This window comes from Vibrio sp. M250220 (genome assembly GCF_036533795.1).
Classification (GTDB): domain Bacteria; phylum Pseudomonadota; class Gammaproteobacteria; order Enterobacterales; family Vibrionaceae; genus Vibrio.
The window spans coordinates 14,241-26,757 of record NZ_JATABI010000011.1; the positions used below are offsets into that span (position 1 = coordinate 14,241).

Annotated in this window: 14 protein-coding genes and 2 pseudogenes; 10 read left to right on the forward strand and 6 right to left on the reverse strand. The window is 45.1% G+C overall.

Translation table 11 applies throughout. From position 1 onward, the window contains the following. Positions 1 to 51 precede the first annotated feature (51 nt). From QTN94_RS06160 to QTN94_RS06185, 6 genes are all read left to right on the forward strand, one after another. On the forward strand, positions 52 to 411 hold the full coding sequence (locus QTN94_RS06160) for a glutaredoxin family protein (RefSeq protein ID WP_331427196.1): 360 nt from the start codon (positions 52 to 54) through the stop codon (positions 409 to 411). Between the two features lie 14 nt (positions 412 to 425). Continuing rightward, positions 426 to 1,049, forward strand: a complete 624-nt coding sequence (locus QTN94_RS06165) for an HAD family hydrolase (RefSeq protein ID WP_331427197.1) — start codon at positions 426 to 428, stop codon at positions 1,047 to 1,049. 148 nt (positions 1,050 to 1,197) lie between these two features. Next, a complete protein-coding gene (locus QTN94_RS06170; protein WP_331427198.1) occupies positions 1,198 to 2,535 on the forward strand; it encodes an MATE family efflux transporter in 1,338 nt (445 codons plus the stop codon). Between the two features lie 203 nt (positions 2,536 to 2,738). Then, positions 2,739 to 3,650: a DMT family transporter gene (locus tag QTN94_RS06175; protein WP_138970537.1), complete on the forward strand. Its 912-nt coding sequence runs from the start codon at positions 2,739 to 2,741 to the stop codon at positions 3,648 to 3,650. Positions 3,651 to 3,767: 117 nt separating this feature from the next. Next, positions 3,768 to 4,652 (forward strand): DMT family transporter, encoded by an 885-nt coding sequence (locus tag QTN94_RS06180; protein WP_331427199.1) that lies wholly within the window; start codon positions 3,768 to 3,770, stop codon positions 4,650 to 4,652. 58 nt (positions 4,653 to 4,710) lie between these two features. Continuing rightward, positions 4,711 to 5,310: a glutaredoxin domain-containing protein gene (locus tag QTN94_RS06185; RefSeq protein WP_331417428.1), complete on the forward strand. Its 600-nt coding sequence runs from the start codon at positions 4,711 to 4,713 to the stop codon at positions 5,308 to 5,310. 112 nt (positions 5,311 to 5,422) lie between these two features. Here the strand turns inward: QTN94_RS06185 and QTN94_RS06190 are convergent, their stop codons facing one another. From QTN94_RS06190 to QTN94_RS06200, 3 genes and pseudogenes are all read right to left on the reverse strand, one after another. Beyond that, positions 5,423 to 5,557, reverse strand: coding sequence for a hypothetical protein (locus QTN94_RS06190; protein WP_269375060.1), 135 nt, complete (start codon positions 5,555 to 5,557; stop codon positions 5,423 to 5,425). 81 nt (positions 5,558 to 5,638) lie between these two features. Next, positions 5,639 to 5,989 carry a hypothetical protein gene (locus QTN94_RS06195; protein ID WP_269375061.1) on the reverse strand — a complete coding sequence of 117 codons (351 nt, stop codon included), beginning with the start codon at positions 5,987 to 5,989 and terminating at the stop codon, positions 5,639 to 5,641. A 130-nt stretch (positions 5,990 to 6,119) separates the two neighbouring features. Continuing rightward, a pseudogene (locus QTN94_RS06200) lies at positions 6,120 to 6,449 on the reverse strand (MFS transporter); the annotation flags it as partial. Positions 6,450 to 6,586: 137 nt separating this feature from the next. Between QTN94_RS06200 and QTN94_RS06205 the strand changes: the two are divergent. Then, positions 6,587 to 6,715: pseudogene (locus tag QTN94_RS06205) on the forward strand (LysR family transcriptional regulator); the annotation flags it as partial. A gap of 127 nt (positions 6,716 to 6,842) precedes the next feature. Then, entirely contained in the window at positions 6,843 to 8,681 is a 1,839-nt protein-coding gene (locus tag QTN94_RS06210) for a putative bifunctional diguanylate cyclase/phosphodiesterase (protein ID WP_331427200.1), read from the forward strand. A 28-nt stretch (positions 8,682 to 8,709) separates the two neighbouring features. Here QTN94_RS06210 and QTN94_RS06215 read toward each other — a convergent pair whose 3' ends face one another. After that, positions 8,710 to 9,186: a hypothetical protein gene (locus tag QTN94_RS06215; RefSeq protein ID WP_331427201.1), complete on the reverse strand. Its 477-nt coding sequence runs from the start codon at positions 9,184 to 9,186 to the stop codon at positions 8,710 to 8,712. A 32-nt stretch (positions 9,187 to 9,218) separates the two neighbouring features. Next, positions 9,219 to 9,731: a nicotinate-nicotinamide nucleotide adenylyltransferase gene (locus tag QTN94_RS06220; RefSeq protein ID WP_331427202.1), complete on the reverse strand. Its 513-nt coding sequence runs from the start codon at positions 9,729 to 9,731 to the stop codon at positions 9,219 to 9,221. Between the two features lie 186 nt (positions 9,732 to 9,917). Between QTN94_RS06220 and nadE the strand changes: the two genes are divergently transcribed. Further along, positions 9,918 to 10,745, forward strand: coding sequence for an ammonia-dependent NAD(+) synthetase (nadE, locus tag QTN94_RS06225; protein ID WP_331427203.1), 828 nt, complete (start codon positions 9,918 to 9,920; stop codon positions 10,743 to 10,745). Positions 10,746 to 11,004: 259 nt separating this feature from the next. Beyond that, complete coding sequence (locus QTN94_RS06230) at positions 11,005 to 11,553, forward strand: MSHA operon transcriptional regulator (RefSeq protein ID WP_331427204.1); 549 nt, start codon at positions 11,005 to 11,007, stop codon at positions 11,551 to 11,553. Positions 11,554 to 11,598: 45 nt separating this feature from the next. Here QTN94_RS06230 and QTN94_RS06235 read toward each other — a convergent pair whose 3' ends face one another. After that, positions 11,599 to 12,357: a substrate-binding periplasmic protein gene (locus QTN94_RS06235; protein ID WP_331417422.1), complete on the reverse strand. Its 759-nt coding sequence runs from the start codon at positions 12,355 to 12,357 to the stop codon at positions 11,599 to 11,601. Positions 12,358 to 12,517 lie beyond the last annotated feature (160 nt).

The following is a 12,517-nucleotide window of genomic DNA, read 5'->3' on the forward strand; positions in this document are numbered from 1 at the left end:
CAACGAAAAAGTCATCTGCCAATAATATAATGTTCATCAAATAGGATTGTTATGAAGTTTATCCGCTGGTTTTTAGGACGTGTGATCCTGCTGCTCAACTTTGTTTTTTCACCAAAAGGCATAAAGCGTGATGCTGAACAACAGCAAGCGGTCGATCAGAGAGCTCAATCATTGGCTCTATACCAATTCGAAGCGTGTCCGTTTTGTGTCAAAGTACGTCGAGCGATGAAGCGTCAATCCGTTAAGTTTGAATTACGTGATGCAAAGAATGATCAAACACACCGCGCAGAATTAGAAGCAGGGGGTGGAAAAGTGAAAGTTCCTTGCCTAAGAATTGAAAAAGACGGTGACGTACAATGGATGTATGAATCATCAGATATCGTTGCTTACTTAGAGAAAGAGTTCGCGTAAATAAGGAAGGTTCCATGTCATGCAAACCATTGAACATTCGGCATATCAAAGCCATTGTGTTTGATTTAGATAATACCTTGGTAAGCTCAGACATGGATTTCTTCTGGTTAAGAGAGCAAATTGGTTGTCCTTCAGATACCGACTTGCTCTCTTATGTTGATCAACTTGAATGTGCCAACGCTTACGCCAATGCGCACGCACTCATCCTGCAACATGAGCTTGAAGACGCGCAGCAATCACAGCCAATGCCTGGCAGTCAGTCCCTCATCGAATTCATTCACAACAATCAACTTTATACCGCTATCATTACTCGAAATTGTGCTCAGGCCGCTCAAATCAAAATCAAGCATAACCAGCTCAATATCTCTCGACTGATCACCCGCGAACACTTTCCGCCCAAACCGAATCCAGAGTCACTGATCGCTTTAGCCGATGAATGGCAACTTGAACGCCATGAAATTCTCTATGTGGGTGATTATCTCTACGATCTTCAGGCGGCCTACAATGCTGATATGCCTTCGTGTCTTGTCACTCACGGCAAAACGTCTCCATTTGGCGCACACGCTTCACTGATCGTAGAGCATCTTGACGAACTCGAGTCTGTCTTGTCTCAATCAAACGAAACAACACGCAATTGAACGATAGCAACAAAGTGAAATAAATCACACTTACCCTTGAATTTTGTCTGGTAAGTAACGATGTATTAAAAACAACAAATCAAACCGAGGTCTATCGCCTCGGTTTATCTTTAGATTCGTTATAAAAACCTAACACAACGGCTTGGCTATGACTGCAAAAACTCTTGATTCATCCCCTTCTCTTGGGCAACAGCTATTTAAAATGACGTGGCCAATGCTGTTCGGTGTGCTGTCGATTATGAGCTTTCAGCTAGTAGACAGTGCGTTCATCGGTCAGCTCGGTATTCTGCCACTGGCGGCGCAAGGTTTCACACTTCCACTGCAAATGGTCATTATTGGTATTCAAGTTGGTCTAGGTATCGCAACCACTGCCGTTATCGCCAAAGCAATTGGCGCTAGCCAGCCAAAATACGCCAAACAACTTGGTGGATTAGTCATCGTCATCGGTAGTGTTGGTGTCGCCGTGTTTTCAGTGATGACCTATCTACTCCGAGAGCCCATTTTAGCGTTACTCAGTGCCCCTGAAAGTGTATTACCTATCATTGATAGCTATTGGATCTACTGGTTGGTAAGCTCTTGGACGGGTGCAGTACTCTACTTCTTCTACAGTCTTTGCCGAGCCAACGGAAACACCATGCTCCCAGGCACCATGATGATGGTCACCAGTTTGCTCAACCTGATCCTAGATCCAATTTTCATCTTTACGTTAGATCTCGGTATTGATGGTGCGGCTATCGCAACCATTGTGGCATTTGGTATCGGTCTAGTGGTCGTCGCACCAAAAGTTGCCGCTAAACAGTGGCTGAGCTTCGACTGGAGAGATCTCGATGTTGCTAAAAGTGTCCGCTCAATCGGCCACATCATGGGGCCTGCGATGATCAGTCAACTGCTTCCACCTCTCTCATCGATGCTCGCAACCAAGCTACTTGCAAGCTATGGTACAGCAGCGGTCGCCGCTTGGGCGTTAGGTTCACGCTTTGAGTTCTTTGCCATCGTTTCGGTCTTGGCGCTCACCATGTCTATGCCCCCTATGGTCGGCAAGTTGCTGGGAGCCAACAATCTCGCCGACATTCGCAAACTGGTTGCTATTGCATCTAAGTTTGTTATCAGTTTCCAATTGCTTATCGCTGTCATCACGCTATTCGCATCGCTGTTTTTAGCACAACTGATGACCAGCGACTCCGCAGTAGAGAGCATTCTTAATTACCACCTAATGATCGTTCCCTTTAGTCTTGGGCCTTTAGGGATCTGTATGCTGATGGTGTCCATCTCCAACGCACTTGGTCGTTCTTACACCGCGTTGACGATTTCTGCGCTTAGGTTATTTGCCTTTTTCCTACCGTGTTTGTGGCTCGGAGCGCAACTCGGAGGGATCGAAGGACTTTTCTGGGGAGCCTTTGGTGGCAATATTCTCGCTGGCATCTGTGCATGGATGATGTTCCATAAAGTACTCAATCAGTTAGAGCAACGTGCCGTGACTCAGTGATAAAAGTTTGCATTCTGTAATCAACCTAGATAGTCTAAATAATCACCACTAAGGATCGATTATGAAATTCGTGTTTACTTACCTTTGGCTTCTTCTCCCTAATGCCAGTAGCCGGTAGGTATCACTATATCTGGCTGCGAGAAACGTAGCCAGAACTCCACTTTCTCGTAGCCCTAAAATCACTCAGCAAGGATACGAGCAACATGACTGAACAAACGCAAACTACCGTCCCCGACTCTCTATCTCAGAGCGGAATTCTGTTGGCGCTCGCCGGATGTATACTATTTTCTATCAAACCCATCCTGATCAAAATTGCCTACCAATATGGCGGCGATGCGACGTCAATTATGTCGCTCCGTGCATTCAGCTCTCTGCCTCTCTATCTGGTTACGCTGGTGCTCTTATGTCGCAGTGCTGGAAATCGGATAAAAGTAAAACAACACGGAGCCAAAGCCGCGTTAATTGGCGTGATGGGCTACTACCTAGCGAGCTTTCTAGATATCTCGTCACTTGAATTTATTTCTGCGCAATTAGAACGATTGCTTATCTTTCTTTTCCCTACTTTTGTCGTTCTAATTAGCTGGTGTCTATATGGGCAGAAGCCACATCGTAATGTTGTTCTTTCTGCTGTAACTGGCTACGCAGGGATCAGTGTTATTGTTGTCCATGATTTCAGTACGGTGGGTCATTCCGTCGTACTGGGGAGCGCGCTTGCGATTAGTTCGGCACTGGTATTCGCCTTCTACCTAGTATGGAGTAAGCCTCTTATTACTCAGCTAGGAAGTTCTCTCTTTACCAGTATCGGTATGGGTTGCGCAGGGCTTGCCATTATTCTCCACCTGCTGTTGAGTGGTAGTGAAGTAACCCAATGGTCACAAGAGCTCATCACAACAGGTATTATTCTCGGTATATTCTGTACCGTGCTACCGTCTTATTTGATTGCCGCGGCCATGGCACGTTTAACGCCAACAAGCTTAAGCCTGACCAGCAACATTGGCCCTGCCGTTACCGCAGGCCTCGCGGTTGTCGTTCTCGATGAACTCTTTACCCCTTGGCATGCGATTGGTCTGGTGCTGGTGGTCTTTTCCGTCTATACGCTAAACAAGAAATCGTAACGACATCAAAACGGGCTGAAACATCGATGAACTTGCACCATCATACGCATTCCGCAGATGATCTTACGCTTAGAAAGTCGTATGATTCAGCCTATCAATTTTTCAGATAGTTATATCATGACCACCCACAACCACCACCCTATTCAAGGGGCAAGCTGGATGCTAACAGCAGGCCTAGCGTTTGCTATCGTCAACAGCTTAGCTCAGATTGCCAGTATTAATTTTGGTCTCTCTTCTACCACCGTTGCGTTGATTCAATACGCCATCGCTTTGGTCGTTATTCTCCCTTATCTTAAAACGCTAGGCATTCGTCGGTCGCTGCGAACCCAGAATCTTGGGATGCATATCTTCCGTGTGTTTTTGTCGGTGATTGGTATCCAGCTATGGCTGTGGGCATTAGCCTATCCTGTGCCTATTTGGCAAGGCATCGCACTGTTGATGACCTCACCTCTTTTTGCAACCGTTGGTTCAGGCTTATTCTTGAAAGAAAAGGTTGGCGTTGCTCGATGGGGAGCGACGTTAACTGGCTTTGTTGGTGCCATGATCATTCTGGAGCCTTGGGCCGATGATTTCAGTTGGGCAACACTGCTGCCTGTTGGTGCCGCCTTCTTCTGGGCGTGCTACTCACTAATGGTGAAAAAGCTCTCTTCTGACGACTCACCTTCTACTATGGTGGTCTACTTACTAGTCCTGATTACTCCATTCAACATTTTGCTCGCGCTTCCAGACTGGCAAACGCCCGTTGGTGGCACGATCTGGCTGGTTTTAATCGCCGCAGGTGCAATGACTGCTCTTGCTCAATGGGCTATTGTTAAAGCGTATTCGGTTGCCGATGCCTCGTTTGTTCAGCCGTTTGATCATGCTAAGTTGCCGCTCAACGTCTTGGCGGGATGGCTAGTGTTCAGTTGGGTGCCACCGGGCCGACTTTGGCTTGGTGCAGCCATTATCATTGCATCGGTCGCGTTTATTACTCGTTGGGAAACCAAAAAATCAGCTCGCTGAAAGAAATGTCGAACTTGGCCGTTCTTATCAGTCATAGGAATAAATGAGAGACACCTTTATGACAGAACCAATCAAATTGACACTCTATCGCTGGGCGGGTAGCTGGGGGCCATTTAAGGTCAACATCCCCTGTGGTGAATGCACCTTGACGAAAGATATTCTTACCGACACGTTTGAGAATGAGTTGGCAGGTGTACCAGTAACACTTGAGATTAAAGATTGGTTATCGCACTGGTGGGAACCGCTCAAAGTTGGGGCATGGCACGCACCCATTTTAATGGTGGAAGGTAAGGTGGTCAGCCAAGGCGAAGCTTTGAATCGAGGTGTTTTGATTCAATCCGTGATTCAGGAATGGACTAAGCGAGATACCCTTAAAGGCAATATCGTTTATGGCAAAGCGACCTGTCCTTACTGTGTGAAAGCTAAGAAAATGCTTGAGGATGCAGGCATCGATTACCACTATTTCGACGTGGTAAAAGACAGCGCAGCACTCTACCGAATGATCCCCGAAGTCAAAGCGATTATCGGCGAAAAAACGCCGGTTACCGTGCCTCAAATCTGGCTTGAAGGCAACTACATCGGTGGCTCAGACAACTTAGGAGCGTGGTTAGAAGAAAAAGGGCTCCATACTGTACCTGACAACGTCATCGCCTTATAATATTCGTTATCTACAACAAAGCCCTACCTAGTAAGGTAGGGCTTTGTGTTAGTCAGTGAGAAGAAAGCTCTCGCTCCCCTCACCCACTGTAAAATCCATTTCACGCCAGCGATTATTTGGCCATCTTTTTCATCATGCGTTTGATGAATGACGTTTTCTTCGCTTTAGGCTTGCCATAAAGTGCATCGTGCATGGCTTGCTTTGCGATCATCTGACCTAGATATGCGTTGCCTAATTCGTGATTCATGAGTCTCTCCTCAGTTATAAAGAGTGTGATTTTAATCACAAACAAAATAAAAACAAGACCTAGATCACATTAAAGTCTTAGTTAAGAACGCTTTGGCTGTTGGTATGTTTTACCCGCCATTAGGTACGTGTCTTTACGTTTCACATCAAACATAATGTCAAAGAACCACGCCACAAAACGGATAACATCATCACCTTCATCCATCACGTGCTCAACAAACTCTTGTTCTTCACCCTGCTCGTTGGTTTGCACTGTTACATGGTAAATTCGCTTAGCACCTTCCACCTCAGCTAGAGCAAACTGACCTGTCAATGATTCCGCAGCTTCTGCGACTTCACTATCATCACAAGCTTTTAGCATTTCTAATGCTTGCGGTAGCGTCTCTTTTTCACACAGTGCTTTTACCAATACTTCAAATTCTTTGTGTTCCATGATCATCTTCTCTGGATAGGAGTTTGCCGGCATTGTATACCCAAGTATCTATCAAGCAAACTCTTGCTGAACTAACGGCACTTTTCTCGACGCGATCAACACCGCTCCCATTGCCACCGCAAAGAGTAAATGGCCCAATAATAGGCATAATAGAAGCCGTAATGGAAATATAGGACAACGCTTTGGTAAGCTGTGCACCTTCGTAGCTATCTCTTAATACACTCCGACCTAACACAGATGCACTTCCGGCACCTAAACCTTGCAACAACCTTCCCAATATGAGCAAATGGAGATGATGAGAGAAAGTCAGACATATCGCAGTACCAACCAGATATACGCCTTGACCCATGATAAAAACAGGTCGTCGCCCAATAGCATCCGACAGTGGTCCGTAAAACAGTTGAGAAGCCCCAAAACCGAGTAGGAAAAGTGTCACTAAGAGTTGAACATCGGCTTGGGTGGGTTCAAATCAGTTTAAATTGGCCACTATCAAATGATAATATAGCGAATTGGAAAGTGATTGGTTCCAAAGTGGAAATAATTGGAGAGATAGAGCAACTCACTGAGTTTTAAAGCCACCGCACTTTGAGCATAGAGCGGATTCTTCCAGACATCACTGCTGATGAGGCAACTGTCTATGCTTACTATCCGAAACTGGACTATCAGCACACAAGAACTAAGCTGTTTCTCGATTATTTGAAAGAAAGATTATCTAAAGGTCAATAAGTTAGCTCCAAACGCACGTCATTTGGATTATTCATTTGCAATAGTATGCATCTCATACCATATTTAGTTTGTAACCCCGATCAATAAATAAGTGGCAAAGTTCACAATAAGAGTGAGTTACTACGTTATGGTTAGGACAATATATCAACATGCTCCGCTGAGCGTTGAGACTCTAAATGACACGTTACGTTTAGATGGGATAGATCTGCTCAACAAAACCACGTCTGAGCTGAGTCGTATCTCATCATCATTGTGTACATGTGTGATCGAGCTAGACCCATTTACCTCAAAGCCCACTTTGCTCGCTTCTTCAAGTGATCAGCGGTTACTACGTGAGAACTACACCTCACCTCTGACACGAGCGACCTGTACCTTAATCACCAAAACCGAGCAGGATTCCATCGTATGTGCAAGTAACGCCCATGAAGCAAATCCTCAAGAGCAGTACGGCATAGAGGCTTACATTGCCGTACCGCTCAAGACGCATAACGGTGAAGTGCTGGGTGTTTTGCTGTCCACCTACACAACCGCGCTAGATAGCAACCAGTGTGATGAACTCATTTATTACCATAAGCTGTTTGGCAACCTTATCGCTCATAGCTTGAGATCGAAATGGCTGTCAGCTCGTTCAGATACACTGGTCGAGCAACTGAGCTACGAAGTGTCCCATGACAATCTTACTGGGCTTCTCAACCGTAGCTTTCTGTCGGATAAACTAGAACGACTAAATGAACTGCAAAATGAACCTTTTACTCTAGCCTATATTGATATTGATAATTTCAAATCAATCAATGACTTGTATGGTAACTATATTGGTGATCAGATAATTAAATTTGTTGCCAATACCATCAAAGAAACCATCAAAGACAAGCAACTCGCATTTCGTATTTCCGGTGATGAATTTGCTTTTATCACGCTGTCCGGTGATCCTTTCGAACTGTGTTACGCTCTGATTGAAAATTTAGAGAAAGGCTACAAAGATCCAGCGCACAACATCAAGTTCAGTGTCAGCATCGGTCTGGCAAGAAACAACGGGCACAACATTAGCTCAGATCAGATAATCCTTAATGCAAGCTTGGCTCTGAAAGACTGTAAACAATCTCGTCATACCCATATTCAATGCTACGATACTCATTTGAGCGCTCAATATTATCGCCGCGCTTTAGTGATCGATGCCCTTCGTCAAGAACTGGAGATAAAATGCCTCAGCCAGAGCGAGATCTATGTTGTCGCTCAACCGATAGTCGATTTGCGCAGTAGCCAATGGGACTACTTTGAAATTCTGGCTCGTTGGCAAAGTAAAACACTCGGCCCAATATATCCGATCGAGTTTATTGAAGCAGCCGAACAGTCAGGATTAATTGTGGAACTTGGTGAGCGAATAGTCGAACTAGCATGCCAAGCAAAACAAAAGCTGGAACAGGGATTAGGCCATAACGTCAAGTTGGGGATTAACTGTTCAGCGCATGAGCTCAACAACTCGACTCGTTATCTTCAGCACATACTTACAACCATTCGTAAGTATGACTTTGCGCCACAAGATTTTACGATTGAGCTAACTGAAACCGTGCTGCTCTCACAGACGGAAGAAGTGAAAGAGATCCTCAATAAGCTGCGTGTACTCGGGTTTAAGGTCGCGTTAGATGATTTCGGCACTGGCTATTCGAGCCTTAACTATATTCACAGTTATCCTATCGACTGCATCAAAATTGACGCGACCTTCATCAAGAACATGCTAACTAACGAGACTGCGGAACGGGTTGTGTGGTTGATCGTTCAGCTTGCTAACCAGCTTGGCGTATCGCTCGTGGCTGAAGGGGTAGAAGATCAAGAAGCGTTGGACAAGTTGACGGCGATGGGGTGTCCGCTCATTCAAGGATACTATTTTTCGCGTCCTGAAACACCAGAGGTACTGGTTAGCAAAAACTTTGAACGTAGCGAACAGCAGCAAGTGTCAAACGGCTAGTAATGTTGGCGGTGAAGTGTTATCGGTGTTAGAAGGGCAACTCGACTTGCATAACGACATCGCCATCGTATTTTTCGTGCCAGCGATAATCGAGCCTCATTCTTGGTTTACCTGAATTCATGTCACCAAATCCAAAGCTCAGTAACAATCCGTGACTTTTTAGCCACTCTTCGGCACTCATAGACTCTAACTGTTGCTCGAGTTCACTGGGTACCCATACTCCGATACCGACATAGTTAGAGGCCAAACTGCGGCTCAAGATCGGGTTAACCTCTTCACTCATACTCCAATCCGCCCAATATTCACTGTAATCTTGGTTATCACTGGTGGTTAGATCATTGAATGAGTCAAGCGATTTTGTCGTATATTCAATATCTTGGAGTAAGGAGACACAAAGCCCCTGTGTTTTACCAAACATGACTGATTGAGTCGAGGAGTAGATCTCGCATCCAGCCAATGCAGATGACGAAAATAACGTCAACGCTATAAGTCCGAGCTTTGACATTCACACCTCTTATATATCGCACGACAGCCCGTTTAATAATACTCCATTTCGGCTAATCTGCGACACACTTTTTCAGTCGTCAGGTTAGAAATATCCCGTTTTTCACTCAGAGCCTGACGAATATCTGTACTTCTTACTTGGACGGTTTCTGGGCAACTCAGTAACGACCAACGAGTTACTATATCTTGCGCATTATAGAATTTGGCGAAGTTGAACAGGTTATCAGGCCCCATAACAAAGGTCAGTTGACTGTCCGGATACTGAGCTTGTAGCGCTTCAAGTACAGCGAAGGTCGTAACACTGGCATCCGGTTTATATAATGTTTCTTCGATTGTCGAACACTCAACGTTAGAGGCCGACAAATCCTCTATAAACAAACCCACCAGCTCACATCTGACTGAATAATCCAGCATCTGTTTTCCCCAAGCATGAGCAATACTTGGCAACAGCAAAACCTTGTCAAAGTGGCCTAATGACTCAATAACACTTTTGTGCCCTAAACTAGGCGGATTAAAAGCACTTCCAAATACTGCAATTTTGCTCATTTTGTTCTTCACTCTGTGGCGAAAACTGTGATCACAGTTTTCTAATTCTTTGATTGAGGTATGATATAGCAAGGTGACTTTAACACGTCCACTTCAGTTGAGATAAGTCTTGCTGAGATAGACCTGTTAAGGCTATCAGGATTACCACAAAATTTTAAACTACATTGCTTGCAGGAAGGAAACATAATGGAACTGTTGATTCGCGATGAAATGCGCGTTCTGCCGTCAATCGACCCTCACTTTGAAATCAACCGCCGCGTCGACTTTATCAAAAAAAAGCTCCAAGAGGCGGGTTGTAAATCCCTCGTTCTTGGCATTAGTGGTGGCGTAGACTCCACGACTTGCGGTCGTCTAGCTCAGATCGCTGTTGACCAGCTTAACGAAGAATCCAACGGTGGCTATCAGTTTATCGCCGTTCGCTTACCTTACGGCGAGCAAAAAGATGAAGACGAAGCTCAGTTAGCTCTCCAGTTTATCCAACCGACACATTCTGTTTCAGTCAATATCAAATCAGGTGTTGACGGATTACACGCTGCAAGCCACACCGCACTTGAAGGCACTGGGCTTCTACCGCAAGACAAAGCAAAAATTGACTTTGTCAAAGGGAATGTCAAGGCTCGCGCTCGCATGGTGGCACAATACGAAATCGCAGGTTACGTCGGTGGCTTGGTTATCGGCACGGATCACTCAGCAGAAAACATCACCGGTTTCTACACTAAGTTTGGCGATGGCGCGTGTGATATGGCTCCGCTATTCGGCCTAAGCAAGCGTCAAGTTCGAGAAGTCGCTGAGACACTGGGTGCCCCTGAACTTCTAGTGAAAAAAGTTCCAACGGCAGACTTGGAAGAACTTGCGCCTCAAAAAGCTGACGAAGATGCTTTAAACCTAACTTACGATCAAATCGATGATTTCCTCGAAGGAAAGCCTGTCTCTCCAGAGGTGACTGAGCGTCTAATTCATATCTACACGGTAACTCAGCATAAGCGCCAACCAATCCCGACTATCTACGATTAAACATCACTTAAGCCCTTATCCGCTGGTAAGGGCTTTTGTTATTCATGCCCGCAAACAAAATTAGCAAGCAACATTTGTTGCTATCAACGCTAGCCTAAGCCGTCACACTCTAACCAAATATTGACCTAGGCCACTAGCAGGAAAGCACGCTTTTCACTACACTAAGGCGGTTAACCTACGGCGCTGAACCCAAGGCGGCTCTCTCGCCCCTCACTTTACTTGTTTTTTGTATCATCGACGCTAATTAGTGTATAAAAGTATGGAACAGGATAAATTTACCAATATTTATCGATTGCCCACAGCAGTGCAGATCCGCATTGGAAAATGGCAACAAACCTTTAATGGCACGTCAGATATTGTCATGCACCAAGCAATCGAAGTGCGGAACAAGCAGTACCGTAAACCTGATTTTTTCCCAACGGGCTGGAGCGTTCAATTATTCGACAATAGTGATATTTCAGTGACGCATCACGGGAAATATATTCAAACGGCGATGCGTACCATGCTGGATAGAAAGGTGTCCTACAAACGAGTTTATCTGTCTCGTGTTCCTTTAGAGCAGGCAGAACCTGGTATCATCGCGTTCAAGCAAGAGTGGATTTCAAAACACAACCGCGTCGCACGAAAGTACAATCAAATAAAGAAAAAACAATTTCTTCGCTTTGCAATGGAAGAGGTAGAAACGCTTTATCCCTCAATCCCTAAAGGTGAGTTTGATGTCCAGCTATGGAATAAACTGGTCGTTTCTGAAATTGGCCCTGCGAAGAAGTTTGATAACCCCTATTTTGTCAAGAAAGCAAAAGTATAAGCAGTAAGGGCATCATTCAGGTGCCCTTTTTACTTTTTCTCGTAGCTAGTATTTATCAACAATATCTTGATATTGACTACGTCCTGCCGCGTCCTTCTCCTTGAGCATGTCGAGCCCTTTTTGCAATTTTTCGACGATCGCGTCGTCTGTGTCTCGGTTAATTGCGAAATAGACTTCACCTTCACTCACGACATATACAGGTTCAAACAGATCTGGGTCAACTTTGGCTTGCCTTGTCCACCAATACGCCGCTCGCTCAGCATAGACAAACAGATCGATGCGCTTTTTCATCAACTGTTCCGCCAACACAGTGACGTAGGAGGCTTCTTGCATTGAGTTGCGAGGAATACCAAGTGAAAGCAGGCTCTGTTCTCCGATATCATCACGAATGACACCAATTCGGTAATTGGCCATATCCATAGGCGAATTAATCTTTATATTTGAATCTTTGCGCGCTAGCACCACAACTTTGATATCAAGAATTGGCCCAACCCACTTAAAAAGATTCTCTCGATGTTCAGAGCGCGTGGTTGAGAAAAGGATTGAGTCTTTGTTCGTTAAAACCGTCCGATAAGAGCGCGCCCAAGGTTGTAGCGTCACCTGACTAAGTTCTATCGGCTCTCCAACCAGTTCGCTTGCGGCCAAAAGAATGTCGATCGAATAACCCGTTACCTGGCCGTCTTTTATGAAATTTGCTGGCGGGTAGGATTCGGTATAGAAAGATATTTCACGTAGATCGTCTTCAGCGAAACTCACACTAAAGAACACAAGATACGCGAAAATAACGCACACCAGTCGTCGCATTGTGAATGCTCCCTATCTTGCCCTTACTAACCTTAAAGTTAGTTTACAGCAGAGCAGTTCTAAAGGGAGAAGGTAAATTATATTAGCCCATTTCGGCTAAGACCCCTTTTGACGCTTGTACACATCTTGCCAAAACGACGAATCTCATCGAACTGAGGTG